Origin of the sequence: Vescimonas fastidiosa, assembly GCF_018326305.1 — a bacterium.
In the GTDB taxonomy this organism is placed as follows: domain Bacteria; phylum Bacillota; class Clostridia; order Oscillospirales; family Oscillospiraceae; genus Vescimonas; species Vescimonas fastidiosa.
In genome coordinates this window covers 618,009-642,430 of the sequence record NZ_AP023415.1, presented here as the reverse complement: position 1 = coordinate 642,430, position 24,422 = coordinate 618,009, and the positions used below count along the sequence as shown (strand labels likewise).

Genomic DNA, 24,422 nt, shown 5'->3' with positions numbered 1-24,422 from the left:
TTTTTCGTGTGCTTTTTCATTGACAAATGTGAAATATAGGCCTATCATAGACCCAGAAAAAGGGGGAATATCCCGTAAGTCAATCCGAGTAGACAGCGCTGCCCTGGATTCTTTCGGGCCGGAGTATGCTGCTGGGAACGCTTTTAGGCAGTAAAATTGCAAAGAAAAGAGATATTAAGGAGGAAATTGACCATGAAAAAGCTGTATAAATCCGATAACAAGATATTAGCCGGTGTTTGTGCGGGTATCGCGGAGTATTTTTCTGTTGACCCAACTCTGATTCGACTGGCCTGGGTGCTGTTCTGCGCTTTGGGCGGCAGCGGCGTCCTGGCTTATATTATTTGCACCCTTATTTTCCCCAATAAACCTATGGATGAATAAATGGGACACACTCTATACGCTTAACGGCAGCATCTGTGGCGGCTATCAGAAATGGTAGCCGCCACTATCTTTTAACCGATAGAACCGTTTCATATGCCCCATTTTAAGTGCAATACTCAAAAAACTGTTGACGAATAAACGATTTATGTGCTATATTATAGGTGTACAGGCGGATATTTTGCCATTGTGATATTTGCTAATGAATTGTATTATATTGACAGAGTAAGGGCTGTTTTTCGGCCGTCTTTGGAACTGGCCCTGTAATAATTACAGGGCTGATTTTTTTTCTTTTGGAGGAAATGAAATGGACTATTATGCTCACATTTCAGACGATGGCCGCCGACAGATGATAGCAGAGCATCTGTCGGGAACCGCTGCGCTATGCCGCTCATTCGCAGGCGAGTTCGGAGCAGAGGCAGAGGGAGAGCTGATGGGTCTTGCCCATGATATTGGCAAATGCACCGATGGCTTCCAAAAACGCTTACTGGAGGGCGGTCCCATTGTGGATCACGCCACCGCCGGTGCAGTGGCCTGCGCACGGCTTTTACGCACATGTGCTGCTGCCTGTGTAGCGGGGCATCATAGTGGACTTCCTGATTTCGGAAACCCACGAACCGATCAGGCAGGGGATGCAACCCTTTACGGACGACTCAAAAAGGGCTTGGAGGAGCGGTATTTGGATCGCTGCGGTGAGAGTGGTGTAGCGCTACCGCGGATCCCACCGGAAACGCCGGAGCGGGATCTGTGGAAATTGTCATTCCGGACACGAATGCTCTATTCCTGCTTGGTGGACGCGGATTTTTTGGACACGGAGCGGTTTATGAACGGAGAGCAGGGCCGTGGCGGTTACGACGACCTGCCGACGCTGCTCAAGCGGTTGGAGGCCTATATCGCACTGTGGCAAAATCCGAAAACGGAACTGAACCATCTCCGATGCAAAATGCTGAATACCTGCATAGAGGCGGGGTGTAAACCGAAAGGCATTTACACGCTTACCGTGCCGACCGGCGGCGGAAAAACGGTTACATCGCTGGCGTTTGCCCTGCGTCACGCAGTAACTCACGGCATGAAGCGAGTGATCTACATCATTCCCTACACCTCTATCATCGAGCAGAATGCGGAGGTGTTTCGGAATATTCTGGGCGGCGGCAATGTGCTGGAGCACCACTCCGGCATTGAGTTTGACCTCTCCGATGGCGCGTCGCCCGAGGAGATACGCCGGGCGCTGGCATCGGAAAATTGGGATATGCCGGTGGTGGTGACAACGGCGGCCCGGTTTTTCGATTCCTTATACGCCAACCGCTCCTCCAAATGCCGCAAGCTTCACAACCTTGCAAACAGCGTCATCATTTTTGATGAAGCGCAAATGCTGCCCCTGTGCCACCTGCGTCCCTGTGTGGCGGCAATGGCATCGCTGGCAGAGTATGTCGGCTCCACCCTGGTGCTGTGTACCGCTACGCAGCCGTCCCTGAGTGATTTACTGCGTACCTATGCGCCAGGGCATACCGTGATGGAGCTGTGCCCCCAAACAGAGGAGATATATGATCGCTTTCGCCGTGTGACCTTCCGGCAGGCCGGGGTTTTGGAGGATGATGCGCTGACGGAGCGATTGAGCAATCACAGACAGGTACTCTGCGTGGTCAACAGCCGCAGGGCGGCGCAGCGGATTTTTGACCGCCTGCCCAAAGAGGGATGTTTCCATCTTTCTACCCTGATGATCCCTACGCAGAGACAGGCAATTTTAGAGGAAATTCGGCAGAGATTGAAGGACGGCGAACCATGCCGTGTGGTGTCTACATCTCTTATTGAGGCGGGTGTAGATGTGGATTTTCCTACAGTCTACCGTGAGCTGGCTGGACTGGATTCCATTCTGCAGGCGGCGGGGCGCTGCAACCGGGAGGGAAAGCGGGCGGCAGATGAGAGTATCGTAACGGTCTTCGAGCGGACGGAGCTTCCGCCGCTTTTGTTCCGCACGGCTGTGGGCGCAACGCGCCATGCACTGGATGGCGGGCGTGACCCTGCCGCACAGGAGACCATGCAGCGCTATTTTCGTGAACTGCGGACCTTGAGCGGGGAAACGCTTGACAAGTATGGCGTTGTCAAAGCCCTTGAAATGGGCATCAGCGGCTACAGTCTGCCGTTGCGCACCGTGGCAGAGCATTTTCACTTCATCGATGAAAATACATATACGGTCTATGTGCCCGTTGGCGAGGGTGCAGCGCTCATTGAGCAACTAAGGGAAGGAAAATGCTCCAAGAACCTCTATCGCAAGCTGGGCCGGTATGCCGTTTCTGTATATGACCAGCATTTCAAGGCGCTGTATGCCGCCGGTGCGCTGCTGACTGCGCGGGACATTCCCGCTCTGGACGAGGACAGCGCCATTCTCGCCGATCTGACATTATATGACGAGCGTACGGGACTTGCGCTGGAACCAGAGACAGGAAGAGCTGATTTAATATGAGGTGTCCTATAGGATACAGTACCACCTATACTGATATTAAAACCAAGGTAAGAGGGAAGAGAGGAGTGATCCAATGCCAATCCAAGTGGAGGTCTGGGGTGACTACGCATGCTTCACGCGGCCAGAGATGAAGACGGAGCGCGTCAGTTATGATGTGATGACGCCTTCGGCAGCGCGAGGGCTGTTGGAGAGCATTTACTGGCACCCTGGTCTCAGATGGGTGATCGACCGCATCCATGTGTGCAGTCCCATCCGCTTCACCAATATCCGCCGTAACGAGGTGAAGGACATCATCAGCGCTAATAAAGTGAAAGCAGTGATGAACGGCGGGGTGGGAGAACTGTATCTGGCTACCCCGGAGAGCATCCAGCAACGGGCGGCTATGGTGCTGCGGGATGTCCATTATGTCATCGATGCCCACTTTGAGATGACGCCTGCCGCCGCACCGGGGGACAACCACGGAAAATTTCAGGACATTATCAAGCGGCGGTTGGAACGAGGACAGTGTTACAGTATGCCCTACCTCGGTACACGGGAATTTCCCGCCCATTTCCGCCGCTGTGCCGCTCTGCCGCCCTGTCCCGACGAGCTGAAGGGCGCAAAGGATTTGGGGTGGATACTCTGGGATATGGACTATCGTGACCCCGAAAACATCACGCCTATATTCTTCCGGGCGGAGTTGGTCAACGGCGTGATGACGGTTCCGCCGCCGGATAGCGGGGAGGTGAGGAGATGATTCTGCAGGCACTGACGCGGTATTATGAGGATCTGCTTGCACAGGGAAAGATCGACGCTCCCGGCTGGGCCCCTGCGAAGATTAGCTTTGCACTGTATCTGGATGAAAACGGCGGACTGACGCAGGTCGTTCCCACAATGGAGGATGTGACGAAGGGAAAGAAAACCGTCCAACAGCCGCAGTCTATGGCGCTGCCTGCAGCTGTGAAGCGCACGGTGGGTATCGCCGCGAATTTCTTGTGGGACAACTCTTCCTATCTGTTCGGTATCGACCAAAAAGGTAAGCCCGAGCGCAGCCGAAACTGTTTCGCCGCAGCAGCGAAGCTGCACCACGCGGTTCTGGACGGTGTTGATTCCCCTGTGGCCCACTCGATTCTGGCATTTTTCGACAACTGGAAACCGGAAAATGCGGCGGAGCACCCGGCCCTTGCCGGACTGCTTGATGAGGTAATATCAGGCGGAAATCTCCTGTTCCGCGCTGCCGGGATCTACCCGCAGGAGGATGCCGCCATCCGAGAGGCATGGCAGCGGTATCGGGAGAGCGGCGGTACGGATGCGGTGCGAATGCAGTGCCTTGTAACAGGCAGGGAGGATGAGATCACCGCCGTACATCCGTCGGTGAAGGGTGTTCGGGACGCGCAGTCCAGCGGTGCGGCGCTTGTATCCTTCAATGCTCCAGCGTTCTGTTCCTACGGACACGAGCAGAGCTTCAACGCCCCGGTGGGGAAATACGCCGCCTTTGCCTATACCGCCGCACTGAACCATCTGCTTGCCGATAAGGAAAATGTGCAGACCATCGGCGATACCACCGTAGTCTGCTGGGCGGAGGGTGCGGAGGACATCTACCAGACCTTCGGCGTGGCAGCGCTGTTCGGCGGTGGAAAAGAGGGGCTGTCGGACGATGACCTTCGGGCAGCCCTCAAGCGCTTAGCAAACGGTTTACCCTGTGACGACCTGGGCATTGACCCCAACCGCCCGTTCTACATTTTGGGGCTGGCTCCCAACGCGGCTCGGCTCTCCGTCCGCTTTTTCCTGCGGGACAGCTTCGGGGCGCTGATGAAGAATGTCAACGACCACTATGAGCGTATGGAGATCGTTCGTCCTTCCTATGAAAAATTCACTTATCTGCCGTTGTGGGCGCTGCTGCGGGAGACGGTGAACTTGAATTCCCGCGATAAAGCGCCCTCTCCCATTATGGCCGGCGCGACGGCCCGGGCCATTTTTTCCGGCGGACGCTATACCGCCTCTCTGTTGGAGGCAACGATGCTCCGTATCCGGGCGGAGCGCCATATCACATGGGGACGGGCGGCGATCATCAAGGCCTATTATCTGAAAAATCCACACGAGGACTGTCCGAAGGAGGTTTTGACCGTGAGTCTCAATGAAGCAAGTACCAATACTGCCTATACGCTGGGCCGCCTGTTTTCCGTCTACGAGGCGGTACAGCAGACCGCGAATCCCGGTATCAATGCGACCATCAAGGATAAGTATTTCAACTCCGCGGCGGCGATGCCCGCCAGCATTTTCCCTGTGCTGAACAACCTGTACCAGAAGCATCTGCGCAAGCTGGAGGGCGGACAGCGTGTTTACTATGACAAGCAGGTTATGGCGCTCAAGGGCATTTTAGGTGAAAGCTACCCTGCTCGCATGACGCTGGCACAGCAGGGGGCTTTTGACCTCGGTTACTATCATCAAACACAGAAGCGATTTACAAAAAAGGAGGAAGAGAACAATGTCTGAACCCATCAAGAACCGGTATGAATTTGTGGTGCTGTTCGATGTGGAGAACGGTAATCCAAACGGCGACCCTGATGCGGGCAATATGCCCCGCGTGGACCCCGAGACCGGCTACGGCCTTGTGACGGATGTGTGCCTCAAGCGCAAGATCCGCAACTATGTGGAGACCGCCAAGGAGGGGGAGAGCGGCTATCGCATCTATATCAAGGACGGCGTTCCTCTGAACACCAGCGACAAGGAAGCCTGCGCCTATGTAGGGGTTGATCCGGACAAGCTGAAGGATGCAAAGAAAAAGGACGAGCATCTGGATGAAAAGCTCCGGGACTTCATGTGCTCCAACTTCTACGATATCCGCACCTTCGGCGCGGTGATGACCACCTTTGTGAAGGGGGCCCTCAACTGCGGTCAGGTGCGGGGACCAGTGCAGCTGGGCTTTGCCCGCAGCGTCGATCCTATTTTGCCGCAGGAGGTGACCATCACCCGCGTGGCCATCACTACCGAGGCGGACGCGGAGAAGAAGGGCACGGAGATGGGCCGCAAGTACATCGTACCCTACGGCCTGTATCGCGTGGAGGGTTATGTTTCCGCCAACCTCGCCCGTAAGACCACCGGCTTTTCTCAGGAGGATCTTGACCTGCTGTGGACTGCCATTTTGAATATGTTTGAAAATGACCACTCCGCCGCGCGGGGCAAGATGGCCGTCCGGGAACTGATCGTTTTCAAGCATGACTGTGAGCTGGGCTGTGCCCCTGCCCATAAGCTCTTTGAACTGGTGAAGGCGGCACGAAAGGACGGTGTGACTACGCCTAGATGCTATGACGATTATGCCGTCACCGTGGACGAAGAGAAACTGCCGGAGGGCGTAATCTGCACACGGATGGGGTGATTTATCCCGAGGAGGATTTCCTCCAACTCTCCGGTTTGCAGCACTTCAAGTTCTGCCGCCGCCAGTGGGCGCTTATCTATATCGAGAACCAGTGGGCGGAAAATTTCCGCACCACCGATGGAGCGATCCTTCACGAAAACGCCCACAACGGTGGATTTACCGAGAGCCGGGGAGACCTCCTCGTCACCCGGGATATGCGCATTTTTCCCGGACACTGGGTGTGTCCGGCGCCTGCGATGTGTTGGAATTCCGCCGGGGAAAAACGGGCACCCCGCAAGGGGTGCGTGGATTGAAATGGATGCACTGTCAGTGATCTGCTGGGTGAGGAGCCATCGCACCCCGCAAGGGGTGCGTGGATTGAAATATGCCCAGCACGGTCAGAACGCCGCCGCTGACGAAGTCGCACCCCGCGAGGGGCGCGTGGATTGAAATGAGACCAGGAACCGCAAGAAGTTCTGCTCCCGCTGTCGCACCCCGCAAGGGGTGCGTGGATTGAAATGTGTGTGCCCGACTCGGGCATGGAAAGGAGCAACGTCGCACCCCGCAAGGGGTGCGTGGATTGAAATACCCCAAAGGGCGTACAGGTCACCAGCGTCACCAGGGTCGCACCCCGCAAGGGGTGCGTGGATTGAAATGATGGCCCTGCCTGCTACTGCATCGAGCCGGGTGGTCGCACCCCGTAAGGGGTGCGTGGATTGAAATGACGAAGCCATGAGGGTGAGGTGAATCTATGGCAGTCGCACCCCGCGAGGGGTGCGTGGATTGAAATATGAAGTGCCGCTATCTTGATGAGCTGACCGGAGGTCGCACCCCGTAAGGGGTGCGCGGATTGAAATGGGCTCGGGAACACCCAAGCGCGCCCCGCCTGCAAAAAATAGAGCTTGACAATCTCAAAACCTATTTTCTATAATAGTATTATAATCCGTTCACCTATGAACGAAGCAAGCGCTTTTTTGGAGGTTTTTGCAATGGGAATGGAAAAAGAACTTTTCCAAATTACGGAGGCTGCCCGGGCCTGCGGTCTCTCCCGCAGCACGCTCCTGCGCATGGAGGAAAAGGGACTGTTAACCCCGGCCTACATCGCGCCTGACAGCGGCCGCCGCTACTACGACAATCATAATGTGGCCCGTATCATGCAAATAGAGAAGTTCAAGTCCATGGGCATAAGTAATGAGCAGATTATCAACTACTTCGTCCGGGGCGGAGAAGCCACCGATATACTCGCAACTCTGGTGGAGCATTTGCACGATTTTCAACGCAGCGTGGAGGAGCTTCGTCTGCGGGTACGGGAAAAGGCCGGTATGTCCGTACAAGTAATAACGCTGCCTGCTGTTACCTGCATCATGCGTCGCTACTGGGGACACACCGGCCAGGAAAAGTACAACGCCATGTACGCCCTGTACCATGAGTGTATACGAAAGGGCTATATACTGTCAGATGATCCGCTTTTTACTATCTCAGACCGAAAAGATTTTTTGGAGGGGTATATCGGCAAGGATCCCTTTTCCTTTGATGTCTGCGTTCCGCTGCGGGCGGATAAAGCCCCGGCCGAGGCTGTGGTGTTACCGGAGTGCCGGGCGCTCTCGGTACTCTACTACGGCGAATACGGCGGCATGGACGAGGCGTGGCTGACCCTGGGCAGAGAGGTAAAGGCTCGGGGTCTGAAGCCCAATGCCCCGCCCCGTGTACTGGGCATTGTAGCTCCCTACACAGGCCGGGAGATCAATGCCCAACGCTACTGCTCCCGCCTTGTCTTGCCGGTGGAGGAGGAATAAAAAGCTACAATAATGCAGCCGCAGATCGGACAAACCTCGGTCTGCGGCTGATTTTATTTACTTGTCAAAGGCAGGATTGGTGAAGTACACATTCTTTTGGTCCATTTTCTCTCGAGCAAGGCGGAGTCCTTCTCCGAATCTCTGGAAGTGGACAACCTCCCGGGCCCGCAGAAACTTAATGACATCGTTCACATCCGGATCATCGGAAAGCCGCAGGATGTTGTCATAGGTTACCCGGGCTTTCTGTTCGGCACTCAGATCCTCGGTTAAGTCCGCGATCACATCTCCCGTTACGGCTATAGATGCGGCATTCCAGGGAAAGCCGGAGGCTGCCGCCGGATATACGCCTGTGGTGTGATCCACGAAGTAGGCGTCAAAGCCTGCCGTTTTGATGTCCTTTTCTGAAAGATTCCGTGTGAGCTGGTGAACAATGGTGCCAATCATCTCCAGGTGACCCAGCTCCTCCGTTCCGATGTCCGTCAGTAAGCCCTTTAGCTCGGCATAGGGCATGGCGTACCTCTGACTTAAATACCGCAGGGATGCACCTAATTCGCCGTCCGGACCACCGTACTGACTGATAATCACCGCCGCCAGCTTCGGGTTTGGGTTGGCGATGCGTACGGGATATTGCAGTTTTTTTTCATATACAAACATCAGCTATTTCCTCCTTCGTCCCAAGGCCACGGATCATTGAGCCAGCGGTAGCCGTCGGGTGTGGTGTCAGTCTGCAGAATCGGGCCGTAGGTCTCCTGGTAGCGCTTGCGTCCCTCCTGGGCCAGGGCAATATAGCTCCAGTACAGCTCCAAAGCCTCCCGGTCATCCGCATGGGTGGTCAGGTAAAGCCCCAGTTCATCCACGGCGAAGTCCAGGGCCATCAGTTCGGATAGAGCGCTGTTTACGGCCGGAAAGCGACTTTTCAGCTCTTTTTGAAAGGGCAGGTCCAACCCCGGAAATAGCGTTCCCTGCTGTAGCGCCTCCCGGCGGTCATACTGTTTAGGGTTCTTGCACTGCATGGGAATATAAGGAAAAGCCAGCGGTGCGCATACGCCGGGCAGTGAGCCCTGCTGTGTGGGGCAGGACGCCGACTCCATGCCCGCGGCAGATTTTTCCGTATACAATTTCATTTCCTCCTCATAGGGTTTTGTTCCGCACGGAACACTCCATTTTATGCAGCGGAAAAAGAAAAGGGGACAGGGGATTTTCATTTGCGGTAAAATGTGATAGAATGAATCGGGAACACGGCGCATACAATGACCCGAAAGGGGAGAGGCGTCGTGATGGTGTTGCTGAAAAAAAGGACTCTGCTGTCGGTCTGCGGAGCCATAATCTTGGCTATTGGGGCGGTGTGTGCCCTGTATATTTCCCGGGACAAGCCGGCCATGTCCACCGTAAGGCCGATGCCCTCCGCAGAGATTCTGGTCCTGGATGCCGGACACGGTGGGGAGGACGGCGGAGCGGTCTCCGCAGCCGGAGTGCCGGAGAGTCATATCAATTTGCAGATCGTGCAAAAGATGGAGCAGCTTTTCACCTTTGTAGGGGAGAGCACTACCCTCACGCGCACCGGCCCGGACGCCATCTATTCCGGCGATGCCAAAACCCTTCGGGAGAAAAAAATTTCTGATCTGAATAACCGCGTGGAGATGATAAATCAAACACCCCGTGGCTTTCTGATCAGCATCCATCAAAATAGTCTCCCGGGCACCAAGGCCCAGGGCGCCCAGGTGTTTTATAACGCTGTAGCCCCCGCTAAAGACGCCGCTGTCTCCGTGCAACAGGCGCTTAACAGCGGCATTAACGGTAACAACCGAAAAAATGCCAAGCAAATCGATGAATCCATCTTTTTAATGAATAATATTCAGCGCCCGGGCATCCTTGTGGAGTGTGGATTTCTGTCCCACGCAGAAGAAGCGGAGATTCTTCAGACGGACAGCCACCAGCTTCGTCTGTCTACCGCCATCGTGTCCGGGTATCTACAAAGCAGAACGGAGAACGAATAGCCATGAAAGCCAAAACTCTATTCTATTGTACCCAGTGCGGCAACGAAACACCTAAGTGGGCGGGGCGCTGCCCTTCCTGCGGCGCCTGGAACACCATCGTGGAGCAGCCGGATATAAGGGCGTCTGTTAAAAAGGGCACTCGTTCATCTATTAAAGGACCTGTAAAGGCAAGTGCCATTACAGATATGTCCACCGATCAGGAGATTCGATTTTCCACCGGTATGGGTGAGCTGGATCGGGTTTTAGGCGGCGGCGCGGTGAAAGGCTCTCTAGTGCTGGTGGGTGGAGCTCCCGGCATCGGTAAGTCCACCCTCATGCTGCAAATCTGTAAAAGACTGGGTGAGCAGTTCCGGGTTCTCTATGTCTCCGGCGAAGAATCCGTCCACCAACTCAAGCTCCGGGCGCAGCGTTTGCACGCAGAAAGTGAAAATCTTTTCGTCCTCTCGGAGACGAATTTGGGCGATGTGCTGGAGTGCGTTCAGACCGAACAGCCGGACATTCTCATTGTGGACTCCATTCAGACTCTGTATAACGAGGAGATCAATTCTCCCGCCGGCGGTATCGGTCAGGTTAAGGACTGCACCATGAAGCTTATGCAGCTGGCTAAAGAGGGAAATATCACCATTTTTGTCATCGGCCATGTGAATAAAGAGGGCTTTATAGCCGGGCCAAAGGTCCTGGAACACATGGTGGACTGTGTGCTCTACTTTGAGGGCGATCAGCACATGACTTACCGCATCCTGCGCGCCGCCAAAAACCGCTTCGGAGCTACCAACGAGATCGGCGTATTTGAGATGCTGGACAGTGGTCTGCGGGAGGTAGAGAATCCCTCTGAGATGCTTCTCTCCGGCCGTCCGGAGGATGCCCCCGGCTCCTGCGTTACCTGTGTGATGGAGGGTGCCCGCCCGGTCCTGGCCGAGGTGCAGGCCCTAGTAGCCCCGTCCAACGCCAATTATCCCCGCCGCACCTGCAATGGTCTGGATTCTAACCGCGCCGCCATGCTCTTGGCGGTGCTGGAAAAGCGCGGCGGCCTGAAGGTCTCCCAGTGCGACGCCTATTTTAACATCATCGGCGGCCTGACTCTGGACGAGCCCGCCTCCGATCTGGCCGTTCTGACCGCCATTGCCTCCAGCTATTTGGATAAGCCTGTCCCCACCAAGCTGGCCGCCGTAGGGGAGGTGGGCCTCTCCGGTGAACTGCGCAGCATCAACCATATTGAGCAGCGTTTAGCCGAGGTGCAGCGCCTGGGCTTCACCCAGTGTATCGTCCCGTCCCAGCAGGCCCATAAGCTCCGCGCTCCCGGTGACCTGCGCCTCCTACCCGTTAAAAACATCGGACAAGTCCTGCGCCTTCTGGCTCACGACGACCTTTAATATCAAAAAAGCCCTCCGTTTTGCACGGAGGACTTTTCCTTTACTTTTTCTCTTTCAAATTTTGATCCAGCGGTTTCTTTCCGGCCACAGCCCGATAGTGGTTGACCTTGTCCAACCGCCGCTGCTGCTTCATGGCCTTTGCCTTGTCCTTGGCCTTTTTTTCGCGTAGCTGCTGATCCTTTTTCTTTTTCTCCCAGTATTCGCTCTTTTCATCGTTTTCTAGGTCCTTATATTTTTCCGGATGCCGGGCCCAGTCGATGCGGTAATAAAGCAGTCCCACAAACAGCAGTGCGCCTACAGCGCATACCGCATAAAAAAGAATCGTCCAAAACATACCCCATACCTCCACAAATAGTAACTTCAGTATACCGCATAGCGCCGCCAATTACAAGGCAAATCTTAAAACCCGCGAAAAGGGAAGAATTCCTGTTGTTTTTGCTAAAAATTGGGCGTATAATAGAGCCGTATTAAACCTGCATACAGGGAGGAATAAGTATGTTTACAACCTTTAAGGAAATCGAGTCCTATGTTCTCTCACAGAATATGAAAAAGCGCATCGCTCTGGCCAACGCCCATGACGAGCCCGCCCTCAGCGCCGTGGTAAATGCCAAGCGCAGAGGTGTGGTGGAGGGCACCCTCATCGGGAAAAAGGCCGAGATCGTTCAGATGCTCCACGACATGGGTGAGAGTGAGGCTGACTATGAAATCATCGACTTCGATGGCGAGGAGCTGGAGTCCGCTAAGATCGCCATTAAGCTGGTGAAGGAGGGGAAGGCCGACATACCCATGAAGGGCATCCTGCAGACATCCAACTTTGCCCGCGCCATTCTTAACCGTGAGACCGGCCTTGTCCCCGCCAGTGGCCGCCGACTGGTGAGCCAGTGCGGCATTTTCGAGTATGAAGGCCGCTTTGTCATGATCACTGACGCCGCCATCAATATCAATCCTGATGTGGACACCCAGATCGGCATCGTCGAAAATGCCCTGCCTGTAGCAAAGGCCCTGGGTAACGACTGCCCCAAGGTGGCCGTTCTTTCCGCTGTGGAGAATGTCACCGAGAAGATGGCCAGCACCGTTACCGCTGCCGAGATTGCCCGCCGCGGCGTTCCGGGCTGCATCATCTCCGGCCCCCTGGCTTTGGACGGTGCTATTTCCATGGAGTCTGTGAAGCATAAGGCCATCCACGACCCCGTAGCCGGTCAGGCCGATATCCTGCTGGTCCCCTTCATCGAGATCGGCAATGTGCTTTATAAGGCCTGTACCTATATCGCCGGTAAGACCATGGCCAGCACCATCTGCGGTGCCTCCTGCCCGGTGGTCATCACCAGCCGTGCCGATACCCCGGACAGCAAGTATTATTCCATCCTCATGGCTGTCCTCCGCTGCATCAAGGGCTGCTGAATTTAAGATGAAAATACCGGGAGGCAAGCCGCTTCCCGGTATTTTTGTGCAAAAAGGGGAGAAGTCCCATTCGCGTCAGGGCAATTTTTCTGCAGGCACATCGTTCCAGCCGAAAATCTGAACCAATCGTTGGTTGGTATAATAGTAGGCGCTGGCCGGAAAGTTTTCAAGATTCGATGTGTTAGAGCACAGCAGATAATCCACCGTCCTGCCGTCACCGTCTTTTACAACATCGCAAATAATCGTGGCATGATTGGTCGGGCTGTCAATGCCCATCAAAATAAGATCCCCCGGCTGCCCGGAATAATAGTTTGCATTTACATCGCAAAGCAGCTTGTCGGGCGAAGCCGATGTGGCATAGGCTGTAAACCCATCCACATTGATCCACGACCTGTAAAATCTCTTTGGACTTTCAAAAAACCAACCATCCGTTTGCCGGATCCCACCCGCGTGCAGCACCTGGGACGCAAAATTCATGCAATTACCACCGAGCGCGTCATATGCCTTGTAGTTTGGATTCCTTGCGTTTACCCATTGACGGGCATACTCCACTGCAGTGGCTCTGTTGTACGGATGATCGCAGGCCGGTTCCTCCTTGATTTCGCCGCCATATTGTGCATTCCGCATTCCAATGTTGCTTAAAACAGTACCGATTTTAACATCGGAGTTACTGCTCGCATCATATTTGAATACATAAAAGGGGTTGCACTCAGATTTGTGGTTGCTGATCCGCCATATGGAGTCATCCCCAAGCTCCAGGGTAAAGTGATGCTCAATATCAAACTCTCTGGATAGCACAGACAGTCCCGCATATTGCTGATCGCAGCTTTCCCAAACTTCGATCTCGACCTTTGAGGGAGAGAGAGTACGAATGTCCGCTATTCTTAAGCTAAAATTGTAATAATTTATATGTAAGTCAATGAGAGATCTTTCGCGAACAGCGATCATGCTATTCCAAATTGTCGTTTCTAACTTCTCAATACTGTCTGAAGCAAATAAGTCGGGCTTTACGCTAACACTAAAGTCACCGATAGAGGAATAAAACGAATCAAGATAATCTGTAATTTTGCTATACTGATTTTCAGTCAAGCCGTCACTTCTTTTGGCGGAGGTGTCTTTAGGCATTGGCTTGCTTTGTGGTTTCGAAGTCTCAATAACCTTGGTTTCCTGTTGAGGCTCAGAAGCGGGTGCGGATGTAGGTGCCCCGGCAGCGCTGTCGGAGCGGTCAACATTCTCCTTGTCCTCGTGCTCCGACTCGCCTGCGGATGTGTTTTCGACGATTTCCTCGGGGATAAATGTTTCGTTGGAAGTGGCGGGATTTGTTTCATTTTCCGATCCGCAAGCCAGCAGTGAAAGCGCCATAAGCACAGCCATGAGAAACGCTGCTATTTTTCTCAGTCTCATGATTTCTGATCCTTTCCTCTGTCAAAATTTGCCATTTTTCGCACTGTCCTATACAATTATACCAATTTACAGGTTATAATGCAAGCTTTTTTGAATCATTTGCCAGGTTGGAGTTTACAATGCTGCCTATTGAACCCACCAAGAGCTCGTTGAGGGGGGGAGGAAAAAGAGGTGCCTTTCGCGCAGTCTGAGTGCGGTAAAGAAAACCAGCGTGTGTGTACACAGGCACACACGGTGGTTTCAATAGAATCTGACCATCAATGCGTAACTGCTGCGGTAGACCCACGGAGTTCGTAGGCCACCATAAATAAATAACAAACTCAACAAGACAATTATTTTGCTTAGTTGACGCTTGGAAAGCTGCATGGTAGAATTGAATCCAGCCGGGGGAGCCACAGCAGCCCCTGTTTCTTTTCACACTGTCAATTAAACAAAATAAAAATTTTGTTTAATTGAGTGGACGGATTTTGCCGTCCGCAGCTATAAATACCTCTCGGCCCCCATTTCTGCTCTTGCGAATCCTTTTGATATGCGATATATTTGAATTTATAAGTGAGGTGCTATATCATGGCCATGAATTACCGAGCGGACTCACCAAAGATCCTGTTGGAGTTTCTGTCTTACCACGAAACGGTGAAAGCCCATTCTCAAAAAACCGTTGATGAATATTATCTGGACTTGCGCAATTTCTTCCGCTATATGAAGCAGCTCCGAGATCCGGCTCTTGCGGACTGTCCTCTGGATGAGATCGACATACGCGACATTGGCATCGAGTTCATCGGCTCCATCACCCTTACGGATGTCTACAGCTACTTGGCCTACCTCAGTCGAGATCGTCTGAACCGGCCTAACAGCGATCATTCTGAGAAAGGACTTTCTGCCTCTACCCGTGCCCGAAAAGTGGCTACACTTCGTTCTTTTTTTAACTATCTTTGTAACAAGGTCCATCTGCTGCCTGATAATCCCATTAAGGATATCGACTCACCCAAAATCAAGAAAACTCTGCCTCGCTACCTGACGCTGGATGAGAGTGTCCGCCTCCTGCAAGGTGTCGGCGGCCCTAACCGTGAGCGCGATCTCTGCATTTTGACCCTGTTTCTCAACTGCGGTCTGCGCATCTCCGAGCTCATCGGACTCAACCGCTCCGACATTCAGGATGATGCCCTCCGTATTCTGGGCAAAGGCAATAAGGTCCGTATTGTCTACCTGAATCAAGCCTGCAAGGACACCTTAGACCGCTATTTACAGGTTCGTCCGGTGGTGGGCGGCAAAGATCAGGATGCGCTGTTTGTCTCCCGCAACCGCCAGCGTATCAGCCGCGCCACAGTCCATAATCTTGTAAAAAAACATCTGTCCGATGCCGGTCTGGACAGCACAAAATACTCCGCCCACAAGCTGCGCCATACAGCCGCCACCCTTATGCTGCAAAACGGGGTGGATGTAAAGGCCGTCCAGGAGGTTTTGGGCCACGAGCATTTGAATACCACCGAAATTTATACGCATATTGATAACGAATCTCTGCGTGTAGCTGCAAAGGCAAATCCCTTGTCAAAGGTTAAAATACAAGGGAAAATTGAGGATTGATCCCGGTATTTCTTTTATGTCCTCCTCCCTACTCCCTTCCCTGCCCTTTGTTTGATTTTCGCGATCCAAATCCCTGCCGATTCTTGACTTTATGTACCAAATGATGTACGATAAAGACTGTGTATTTCACTAAATGGAGGTCTCATATGAATACAGCCGAACTTTCCAAAATCTGTCGCCAGGTTCGCCGTGACATCATCAACATGACGGCCAATGCCGGCAGTGGCCACCCCGGCGGCTCCCTGTCAGCCGTGGAGCTTATGACCAGCGTTTTCCATAATCATATGCGCCTGGACCCTAAAAATCCTAAATGGGAGGATCGGGACCGTTTTGTCCTGAGCAAGGGCCACAGCGCTCCTTGCTACTATGCTGTCCTCGCCAGTCTTGGCTTCATCGATCGCAGCGAGTACGCCAACTTCCGTCAGCTTCACAGCATTCTCCAGGGTCACCCGGACTGCAAGAAGGTCCCCGGCGTGGACGCCTCCACCGGCTCCCTGGGCCAGGGCTGCTCCATTGCCGTAGGTATGGCTCTGGGTGCTAAGAAACTGGGCAAGGATACGCAGGTGTTCACGCTCCTGGGCGATGGCGAATGTCAGGAGGGGCAGATCTGGGAGGCTTTCATGTCTGCCGCCCACTATCACCTGGATAATCTCACTGTTATTATCGACAACAACGGCCTGCAGATCGATGGCACCAACGATGAGGTCATGTCTTTGGGTGATCTGCCCGCCAAGGTAAGGGCTTTCGGCTTCGACCTGTATGAGATCAACGGCCATGACCTGGATGCCATCGAAAAAGCTCTGGCTGCGCCCCACACCCCCGGTGTGCCCAAGTGTATTTTGGCCCACACCGTCAAGGGCAAGGGTGTTTCCTTTATGGAGAATCAAGTGGGCTGGCACGGCAAGGCGCCCAACGCCGAGCAGCGTCAGCAGGCTTTGCAGGAATTGGAGGACTGAGACCATGAGTGAAAAAATTGCGACCCGCGAGGCATACGGCAAGGCTCTGGTAGAGCTGGGTGCCGCCAATGATAAGGTTGTGGTGCTGGATGCTGACCTGGCCGGCGCCACAATGACCAAGCATTTCAAAGCCGCTTATCCCGACCGCTTCTTCGACTGCGGTATTGCCGAGTGCAACATGATGGATATCGGCGCTGGCCTTTCCACCATGGGCCTTATTCCCTTCTGCTCCACCTTTGCCATGTTCGGCGCAGGCCGTGCCTATGAGCAGATCCGCAACTCTATCGCCTATCCCAAGTTCAATGTGAAGATCTGCTGCTCCCACGCCGGCGTATCCGTGGGTGAAGACGGCGGCAGTCACCAGTGCCTGGAGGATATCGGCCTCATGCGCCTGATTCCCGGCATGACGGTCATTGTCCCCGCCGATGCCAAGGAAGCCCGCAAGGCCACCTTGGCCCTGGCTGAGTTCCGGGGTCCCGCCTATATGCGCACCGCCCGCCTGGCCACCCCCGTGTTCGAGGAGGATTACCCCTTCGAGATCGGCAAGGCCAATGTACTCCGGGAGGGTAAGGATGTGGCTGTGTTTGCCTGCGGCCTGATGGTTGCCGAGGCCCTGGAGGCCGCCAAGCTTCTGGCCGCCGACGGAATCGATGCCGCTGTCATCAATGTACACACCATCAAGCCTATTGACGCTGCTTGCGTCACCGAGTACGCCCGGAAGTGCGGCAAGGTGGTCACTGTGGAGGAGCACAGTGTCATCGGCGGCTTGGGCGACGCCGTAGCCGAGGTGCTCATGGGCGAGGTCGATTGCAAGTTCAAGAAGATCGGTGTGAACGATCAGTTCGGCCAGTCCGGCAAGGCGCAGGATGTTCTCAGGGAATACGGTCTCACCTTCGACCAGATCGCGGCCTCTATCAAATCCGCACTGTAACCTCTATTTATTCTTTAAAAATCAAATCCCGGCGGAGTTTTTCCGTCGGGATTTTTGTATATAAAAATGTATTTTTATGCACGAGGATGGGCCTTTTGGTAAACATCCTTCAGCTGCTTTTTTACAATATGTGTGTAGATCTGTGTGGAGGAAATGTCTGCGTGGCCCAGCATCTCCTGAATAGAGTGCAGGTCTGCCCCGTTTTCCAGCAAATGCGCAGCAAAGGAGTGGCGCAGCATATGGGGCGTAATGTCCTTTTTGATTTCTGCCTTCTCCTGATAATACTTTATGATCTTCCAAAAGCCTTGCCGCGTCATGCGCTCTCCGTTCATGTTCACAAACAGCGCCTTTTCCTCGTCGCTGGTTACGATCCGTTCCCGGATGTGCGCGACATAATCCTGGAGTGCCTTCACCGCACCGGGATATAGCGGGATACTCCGCTCCTTACCCTTGCTGCGGCAGACCACCAGCCCGGCAGGCAAATTCAGGTCGTCCACATCCAGGCTGATAAGCTCCGAGACGCGGATGCCTGTGGCATACAGCAATTCCAGCATAGCGTGGTCCCGGAATCCCTTCTCATCCACGCACTTAGGCTGCTCCAAAAACAATTCTACTTCCTTGTTGGTGAGGATCTCCGGGTACTTTCGCTGCACCTTTTTCGCTTTCAGGGCAGCGGTGGGGTTTGTTTTTATGTAACCCTTGGCAAACATATAGGCGTAGAAGGACTTGGACGACGCCATAAACCGGCTCATGGTAGCCTGCGATTTTCCCAGCTGCTCCAGTCTTGTCAAATACTCCTGCAGCATTGCATTTTTCGCCCGCCTGAGGTCTGATTTCTTCTGCTGCAGCCACTGCTGGTACTGGGTCAGATCCCGCATATAGGAGCTGATGGTGTTAGCGGACACATGCTTTTCCGTTGTCAAATAGCTGCAGTACAGCGCCAGATAATCCGTCACACCCTCACTCCTTTCCGATAATCATGCAATGAATTTCAGTGCCAGTGCCGTCAGCTTCGGTACAAAGGTCAACTCGCACAGCCCACCCAAAGCCAGCAGCGCCGGGATCAAAAATAAGAATCGGCCCACCCGACCCGGCTGCAGAGACAGCTGCTTGGTCGCCCGCCGTCCGGCAATTCCCGGCGCAGACCTTCGCCTGTGCAAAGCCAAAAACAGCGATACCGGGAGGACGAACATTGCCCGAATCCCCAGCGTACACAGGGAAATCAAAACTCCCTGCTGCCCCAGCGCACCGGAAAAGCACGCGACGGCGTAGGACAGCAGAAAGCCCTCCAGTAAAAATATCCCGCAAAAGAAATAATTTGCATTGCGTAAAAAGCTGCAGAAAAAAACAGCGCACGGCATCCGATAGTATGCCATAGCCACGCCCAAAAGGGATGCCGCCGTCACGGTGCTGCCGGACTCGAGAGCCTGGGCATATGCAGCTAAATAGGTGCGGATCTCCGCATCTGCTCCGGCAGCCCGCCCGATAAAGTGCCCGGCGGTCAGCCCCAGCCCATATGCCACACTTAATAGCAGCAGCTCCGGGGCAAGCCGTCCCCTCGTCCGACCGACTCGTTTTGCTAAGCGGTTCTCTCTCATGTAGCGCTCACCTCTCTCTATACCTATGAGACAAGCGCACCTTTTAGAAGAAAACATCTATACTATAAGCCAAAAAAACAAAAAGAGCAAGGCTTTTGCGGCATATTTTCTTTTTTCTCCATTTATGCCAAAAAGTTATGTAAACTGAATTATGTAAACAAACGAAACCGGACAAAAAACCGCCTCTCTCGCACCCGCTTCCATCCAAATATGGACGCACCTCCATCCCGTCGGCACAACATCTTGCGCCGCCAATCGAAGTCCGTCGAATAACGGCTCTCTCTTTAAAAATAATCGTCCTAAGCGTATTTTTGGAGGATTTGTCTATTGACGGCCCTTCCTGCCCCTGTGTTTTCCGGCCGTTCTGCTTCTTCTTTTCTTTTTCTTTCCCTCCGGCAGTATGGCAGAGACCACCGCCCCGCCCCATATACAGGCTGTAATATACCACCCGTTCGTTCTAAATTGCATATCGGTTCCGGCGGCCAGCGCTCCGCACCACACTGCAAGATACAGCAGCGCGCCCTGCACGGCGATGTGAGCCAGCCTCCCCTCCGTATTTTGCAGAGAAAAGCGGCAGCCTACGAAGGCCGCCACGGCCCAGGTGACGCACATCCACACACCTTCCTGGCTCTCCTGCAATAGTTCTTTACTCTCCAGCAGGGCCCCCAGTGCCGCACCCGCCACGCACAGCAACACACTGAGCAGCAGACCCAGCCCTACCCTCTTGTTGATCCATGTCCCGATGCGCATAAAAAAACCTCCCCCAACTCATGCTGTTTCAGCATATTGGGAGAGGTTTTAATTTATGTTTGAAGCTATTTCAAAGTTTCAAAAACTTAGGCAGCAAGGCGAAAAGAATTTTTCGACACGCTGGGATTATTCCTTGTTTTCCTCGGCGGGAGCAGCTTCCTCAGCGGTCGTCTCCTCTTCGGCAGGTGCTTCCACTTCAGCAGTGGGAGCCTCCTCCTCCACTTGCTCAGCGGCCTTCTTACCGCGGCGGGGAGCGGCGGCAGCGGCAGCCTGCTCATCCAGGGTACCCACGGAACCGATGGCGGACTTCAAAAACTCCACACGAACCCGATCCTCGCTGGTCTCAATAACAACAGTGCGGTCCGTGATGGTGACCACGCGGCCATACACACCGCCAATGGTAGTGATCCAGTCGCCCTTCTTCAGGGAGCTGCGCATTTCCTCAGCCTGCTTTTTGCGCTTATTCTCGGGACGGATCAGCAGGAAATAGAAAATGGCCAGCATGACAACGATCATCAGGATGGAAGTCATTCCGCTACCACCGGCGGCGGTACCGGAACTGGACGCATATGCGATTTCAAACATGGGACATAATCTCCTTTTTTACAATATGACTGTATTATACAGAATCACCGGGAATTTTGCAAGACCTTTTCGGTCTGTTCACGGATTCTTTTCATATCTTTTGTGAAAGCTTTTCGCTGTACTCCGCTCGGAATGCCGCAAACCGTCCCTCATCCAGTGCATCCCGGATTTTTTGGGTCAGCTTGTTATAAAAATACAGGTTATGCATTACCGCCAGACGCATGGCCAGTATCTCCTCCGCTGCAAACAGATGCCGAACATAAGCCCGGCTAAACTGCCTGCACACCGGGCAGTCGCACTGCGGGTCAATGGGGCCGTCGTCCAGCTTGTACTTGGCGTTTTTGATGTTCAGCGTCCCCTGCCAGGTAAAGAGCTTTCCGTGTCGAGCGTTTCGAGCCGGCATCACGCAGTCAAAGAAATCTACTCCCCTTGCCACACCCTCAATGATGTTGCTGGGCGTGCCCACACCCATAAGATACCGGGGCTTGTCTGCGGGCATATATGGCTCCACCGCCTCAATGATCTCGTACATAGTCTCCGTAGGCTCACCAACAGCCAGACCCCCGATTGCATAGCCGTCGCAGTCCAGCTTTGCGATCTCCTGCATATGCCAAATGCGCAGGTCCGGGAAGGTAGCCCCCTGGTTAATGCCGAATAGCATCTGCCCCGGATTCACGGTGCCCGGCAGCCCGTTGAGACGGTCATGCTCTTTTTTGCACCGCTCCAGCCACCGCAGCGTCCGCTCACAGCTGGCCTTGGCGTACTCGTAGGTCGCCGGATTTTCCACGCACTCATCAAAAGCCATAGCGATATCCGAGCCCAGGTTGGACTGGATCTGCATACTCTCCTCCGGTCCCATAAAAATGCGATGTCCGTCCAGATGGGAGGCAAAGGTCACGCCCTCCTCCTTGATTTTGCGCAGGCTGGCCAGGGAAAACACCTGAAACCCGCCGGAATCTGTCAGGATGGGTCCGTCCCACCGCATAAACCGGTGCAGTCCGCCCATCTGTCGCACCACATCGTCCCCGGGCCGCAGGTGCAGATGATAGGTGTTGGACAGCTCGATTTGGCAGCCGATGTCCTTGAGATCAAAGGCACTGAGCCCTCCCTTGATAGCCGCCTGGGTGCCTACATTCATAAAAACCGGCGTCTGTACTACACCCCCGTGGGCGCACTGAAACTCGCCCCGCCGGGCACTTCCCTCTTTTTTAATGACCTTAAACATGGAATAAACTCCTTGATTCAGAATTCAGTGAATAAACATCGCATCGCCGAAGGAGAAAAACCGATACCTCTCCCGTACGGCCTCTTCATAAGCACGCAATACATTTTCGCGGCCCGCCAGAGCCGATACCAGCATAATAAGTGTAGATTCCGGCAAATGAAAATTGGTAATAAGTGCATCCAAGACCTTGAACTTATATCCCGGATAGATGAAAATGTTGGTCCATCCTGCCGAGGCACGCATGGTACCGTCCTCTCCGGCCCAGGATTCCACCGTTCGGCAGGAGGTGGTTCCTACGCAGATAACCCTGCCCCCATTTTTCTTCGTCTCATTGATCAGATCCGCAGTTTCCTGGGGGATCACGCAGTATTCGCTATGCATCAGGTGGTCTGTAATGTCATCTTCCTTTACAGGCCGAAAGGTACCCAGCCCCACATGGAGCGTTACATAACCTACCTTCACGCCCATCTTCTGCACCTTTTGCAGCAGTTCCTCCGTAAAGTGCAGCCCCGCCGTAGGTGCCGCCGCCGAGCCGACTACCTTAGAGTATACCGTCTGATACCGCTCCCGGTCCTGGAGCTCTTCCTTGATGTAAGGCGGCAAGGGCATTTTCCCCAGCCGGTCCAGCACCTCCAGAAAGATCCCCTCATAGTTAAACTTTACCAGCCGGTTTCCGCCCTCCAAAACCTCGGTCACTTCCGCTGTCAGTTCTCCGTCACCGAAGCTGAGCCTGGCTCCCCGGCGCAGATGCTTCCCGGGCCGAACCAAGCATTCCCAGGTCTTATCACCTCGGTCAATAAGCAGCAGCACCTCGCAGGCGCCGCCTCCCGGCAGCCGCTGCCCGAGAAGCCGTGCCGGCAGCACACGGGAGTCGTTCAAAATCAGGCAGTCTCCCTTGTGCAGATAATCCGGCAGATCATAAAAATGCCGATGCTCCCAAGCACCGCTGTTTTTATCCAGCACCAGTAGACGAGATGCATCCCGCTTTTCAATAGGCGTCTGTGCAATCAACTCCTGGGGCAGTTCAAAATTAAAATCACTTGTTTTCATATTGTTTCATCCCGGTTCCTCATATGGAATTTATTCCATGCCATTATACTATATCCCGTGTTCAATTTCAAGGAAAAAGGGCTCCCCGCCGCGGCGAAGAGCCCGATTTAGTCAAATCTCAGATAAATGCTCTGTGGAACACTTTCTTTCCCTTTTTGATGATAACGCCGTCACCGCTGAGAGCTTCTGCGTCAAAGGTTGCATCGATGGACTCCACCTTTGTCTCGTCCACGCTGATTCCTCCCTGCTGCACCAAGCGCCGGGCCTCGCTGTTGGACGCGCACAGTCCGCACTCCACCAGCAGTGCCATAATGCCGATCTTGCCGTCTGCCAGCTTCTCTGCCGCAATTTGGGTAGCCGGCATATGCGTGGCGTCCCCCTTGCCGGAGAACAGTGCCCGAGACGCCTCTCGGGCCTTGTCTGCCTCCTCCTGGCTGTGTACCAGCTTCGTCAGCTCGTAGGCCAGAATATCCTTGGCCTCGTTGAGCTTGGCATCCTTCCAGTCGGCCATAGCGTCAATCTCCTCCAGCGGCAGGAAGGTCAGCATCCGCAGGCACTTAATAACATCCGCGTCATCCACATTCCGCCAGTACTGATAGAACTCAAAGGGGCTGGTCTTGTTAGGATCCAGCCACACGGCGCCGGAGGCGGTCTTGCCCATCTTCTTGCCCTCGGAGTTCAGCAAGAGGTTAATGGTCATGGCGTGGGCGTCCTTACCCAGCTTACGGCGAATCAGCTCTGTGCCGCCCAGCATATTAGACCACTGGTCGTTTCCGCCGAACTGCATATTGCACCCATAGTGCTGGAACATGTAGTAGAAGTCGTAGCTTTGCATGATCATGTAGTTGAACTCCAGGAAGCTCAAGCCCTTCTCCATGCGCTGCTTGTAGCACTCCGCCCGCAGCATATTGTTCACAGAGAAGCACGCGCCTACCTCCCGCAGCAGCTCAATGTAGTTCAGCGGCATCAGCCACTCGGAGTTATACAGCATCAGTGCCTTGTCATCGGAGAAATCGATAAACTTCTCCATCTGCCGCTTAAAGCACTCAGCGTTGTGAACAATGTCCTCTCTCGTCAGCATCTTGCGCATATCCGTCCGCCCGGAGGGGTCACCGATCATGGTGGTGCCGTCGCCGATCAAGGCGATGGGCTTGTTTCCGGCCATCTGCAGCCGCTTCATCAGGCACAGGGCCATAAAATGCCCCACATGCAGCGAATCCGCTGTGCAGTCAAATCCAATGTAGAAGGTTGCCTTTCCGTTGTTCACCATTTCACGGATCTCGTCCTCGTTGGTCACTTGAGCGATGAGCCCCCGGCCAACCAATTCCTCATAAATACCCATGTCTCTTTGTTCCTTTCTTCTGTGAATTTTGTTCCGACAGGAGAAAAAACGCCCCCTGTCTCCATAGACAGAGGGCGATGTAAAAATCGCGGTACCACCTCATATTCGCCGCAGCCTCACGGTCAGCGGCCTCACTGGGTGTCAGACACCCAAACGCTGTAACGGGCGCACCCGACACATTCCTACTGAGATCTTTGTCCGTTTGGAAGGCAGCTCCGGGATGTATTCACCGCTTCTCCCCTCTCCTCCTC

At 54.0% G+C, this 24,422-nt stretch carries 23 protein-coding genes, 1 CRISPR repeat array and 1 other annotated feature (1 of these 25 only partly in view); of the genes, 12 read left to right on the top strand and 11 right to left on the bottom strand.

The features are described from left to right. Positions 1–192: 192 nt before the first annotated feature. From KI236_RS03125 to KI236_RS03095, 6 genes are all read left to right on the top strand, one after another. Positions 193–381 carry a PspC domain-containing protein gene (locus KI236_RS03125; RefSeq protein WP_329958963.1) on the top strand — a complete coding sequence of 63 codons (189 nt, stop codon included), beginning with the start codon at positions 193–195 and terminating at the stop codon, positions 379–381. A 304-nt stretch (positions 382–685) separates the two neighbouring features. Further along, complete coding sequence (gene cas3, locus KI236_RS03120; protein WP_212819230.1) at positions 686–2,842, top strand: CRISPR-associated helicase Cas3'; 2,157 nt, start codon at positions 686–688, stop codon at positions 2,840–2,842. Between the two features lie 73 nt (positions 2,843–2,915). Further along, positions 2,916–3,578 (top strand): type I-C CRISPR-associated protein Cas5c, encoded by a 663-nt coding sequence (gene cas5c, locus KI236_RS03115; RefSeq protein WP_212819228.1) that lies wholly within the window; start codon positions 2,916–2,918, stop codon positions 3,576–3,578. Continuing rightward, positions 3,575–5,317 carry a type I-C CRISPR-associated protein Cas8c/Csd1 gene (cas8c, locus tag KI236_RS03110; protein WP_212819226.1) on the top strand — a complete coding sequence of 581 codons (1,743 nt, stop codon included), beginning with the start codon at positions 3,575–3,577 and terminating at the stop codon, positions 5,315–5,317. Before cas5c ends, cas8c begins: the two co-directional genes overlap by 4 nt. Next, positions 5,310–6,200, top strand: a complete 891-nt coding sequence (cas7c, locus tag KI236_RS03105; protein WP_212819224.1) for a type I-C CRISPR-associated protein Cas7/Csd2 — start codon at positions 5,310–5,312, stop codon at positions 6,198–6,200. The genes cas8c and cas7c overlap by 8 nt, the downstream gene beginning before the upstream one ends. Before the next feature lie 263 nt (positions 6,201–6,463). Then, a CRISPR array of direct repeats spans positions 6,464–7,036; the repeat unit is 33 nt; unit sequence GTCGCACCCCGCAAGGGGTGCGTGGATTGAAAT. 138 nt (positions 7,037–7,174) lie between these two features. Then, on the top strand, positions 7,175–7,975 hold the full coding sequence (locus tag KI236_RS03095) for a MerR family transcriptional regulator (protein ID WP_212819222.1): 801 nt from the start codon (positions 7,175–7,177) through the stop codon (positions 7,973–7,975). A 57-nt stretch (positions 7,976–8,032) separates the two neighbouring features. On the opposite strand, the gene KI236_RS03090 is transcribed toward KI236_RS03095, so the two are convergent. After that, positions 8,033–8,629, bottom strand: a complete 597-nt coding sequence (locus KI236_RS03090; protein WP_212819220.1) for a manganese catalase family protein — start codon at positions 8,627–8,629, stop codon at positions 8,033–8,035. Beyond that, positions 8,629–9,099 (bottom strand): spore coat protein CotJB, encoded by a 471-nt coding sequence (locus tag KI236_RS03085; protein ID WP_228738079.1) that lies wholly within the window; start codon positions 9,097–9,099, stop codon positions 8,629–8,631. The genes KI236_RS03090 and KI236_RS03085 overlap by 1 nt, the downstream gene beginning before the upstream one ends. 153 nt (positions 9,100–9,252) lie before the next feature. Here KI236_RS03085 and KI236_RS03080 point away from each other — a divergent pair, with 153 nt between their 5' ends. Together KI236_RS03080 and radA are read left to right on the top strand one after the other, a co-directional pair. After that, positions 9,253–9,972: an N-acetylmuramoyl-L-alanine amidase gene (locus KI236_RS03080; RefSeq protein WP_212819218.1), complete on the top strand. Its 720-nt coding sequence runs from the start codon at positions 9,253–9,255 to the stop codon at positions 9,970–9,972. A 2-nt stretch (positions 9,973–9,974) separates the two neighbouring features. Then, complete coding sequence (radA, locus tag KI236_RS03075; protein WP_212819216.1) at positions 9,975–11,345, top strand: DNA repair protein RadA; 1,371 nt, start codon at positions 9,975–9,977, stop codon at positions 11,343–11,345. Between the two features lie 40 nt (positions 11,346–11,385). Here the strand turns inward: radA and KI236_RS03070 are convergent, their stop codons facing one another. Beyond that, positions 11,386–11,679 carry a hypothetical protein gene (locus KI236_RS03070; protein WP_212819214.1) on the bottom strand — a complete coding sequence of 98 codons (294 nt, stop codon included), beginning with the start codon at positions 11,677–11,679 and terminating at the stop codon, positions 11,386–11,388. 161 nt (positions 11,680–11,840) lie between these two features. Between KI236_RS03070 and KI236_RS03065 the strand changes: the two genes are divergently transcribed. Continuing rightward, positions 11,841–12,746, top strand: coding sequence for a phosphate acyltransferase (locus KI236_RS03065; protein ID WP_212819212.1), 906 nt, complete (start codon positions 11,841–11,843; stop codon positions 12,744–12,746). 75 nt (positions 12,747–12,821) lie between these two features. Here KI236_RS03065 and KI236_RS03060 read toward each other — a convergent pair whose 3' ends face one another. After that, positions 12,822–14,150 (bottom strand): amidase domain-containing protein, encoded by a 1,329-nt coding sequence (locus KI236_RS03060; RefSeq protein WP_212819210.1) that lies wholly within the window; start codon positions 14,148–14,150, stop codon positions 12,822–12,824. Between the two features lie 567 nt (positions 14,151–14,717). Here KI236_RS03060 and KI236_RS03055 point away from each other — a divergent pair. From KI236_RS03055 to KI236_RS03045, 3 genes are all read left to right on the top strand, one after another. After that, positions 14,718–15,734, top strand: a complete 1,017-nt coding sequence (locus tag KI236_RS03055) for a tyrosine recombinase XerC (RefSeq protein ID WP_329958962.1) — start codon at positions 14,718–14,720, stop codon at positions 15,732–15,734. A gap of 146 nt (positions 15,735–15,880) precedes the next feature. Then, entirely contained in the window at positions 15,881–16,690 is an 810-nt protein-coding gene (locus KI236_RS03050) for a transketolase (protein ID WP_212819208.1), read from the top strand. 4 nt (positions 16,691–16,694) lie between these two features. After that, positions 16,695–17,621: a transketolase family protein gene (locus KI236_RS03045; protein WP_212819206.1), complete on the top strand. Its 927-nt coding sequence runs from the start codon at positions 16,695–16,697 to the stop codon at positions 17,619–17,621. A gap of 74 nt (positions 17,622–17,695) precedes the next feature. Here the strand turns inward: KI236_RS03045 and xerD are convergent, their stop codons facing one another. From xerD to tyrS, 7 genes are all read right to left on the bottom strand, one after another. After that, a complete protein-coding gene (xerD, locus tag KI236_RS03040; protein ID WP_212819204.1) occupies positions 17,696–18,577 on the bottom strand; it encodes a site-specific tyrosine recombinase XerD in 882 nt (293 codons plus the stop codon). 21 nt (positions 18,578–18,598) lie between these two features. Next, positions 18,599–19,219 (bottom strand): hypothetical protein, encoded by a 621-nt coding sequence (locus KI236_RS03035; RefSeq protein WP_212819202.1) that lies wholly within the window; start codon positions 19,217–19,219, stop codon positions 18,599–18,601. Positions 19,220–19,543: 324 nt separating this feature from the next. Further along, positions 19,544–19,969, bottom strand: coding sequence for a hypothetical protein (locus tag KI236_RS03030; protein WP_212819200.1), 426 nt, complete (start codon positions 19,967–19,969; stop codon positions 19,544–19,546). A gap of 126 nt (positions 19,970–20,095) precedes the next feature. After that, positions 20,096–20,554, bottom strand: coding sequence for a preprotein translocase subunit YajC (yajC, locus tag KI236_RS03025; protein WP_228738078.1), 459 nt, complete (start codon positions 20,552–20,554; stop codon positions 20,096–20,098). A 91-nt stretch (positions 20,555–20,645) separates the two neighbouring features. Beyond that, positions 20,646–21,779, bottom strand: a complete 1,134-nt coding sequence (gene tgt / locus KI236_RS03020; RefSeq protein ID WP_212819198.1) for a tRNA guanosine(34) transglycosylase Tgt — start codon at positions 21,777–21,779, stop codon at positions 20,646–20,648. Positions 21,780–21,803: 24 nt separating this feature from the next. Continuing rightward, positions 21,804–22,829, bottom strand: a complete 1,026-nt coding sequence (queA, locus tag KI236_RS03015) for a tRNA preQ1(34) S-adenosylmethionine ribosyltransferase-isomerase QueA (protein WP_212819196.1) — start codon at positions 22,827–22,829, stop codon at positions 21,804–21,806. A gap of 118 nt (positions 22,830–22,947) precedes the next feature. After that, positions 22,948–24,171: a tyrosine--tRNA ligase gene (gene tyrS, locus KI236_RS03010; RefSeq protein WP_212819194.1), complete on the bottom strand. Its 1,224-nt coding sequence runs from the start codon at positions 24,169–24,171 to the stop codon at positions 22,948–22,950. A gap of 67 nt (positions 24,172–24,238) precedes the next feature. After that, positions 24,239–24,422 (bottom strand) — a binding site (T-box leader) (it continues 65 nt past the right edge of the window).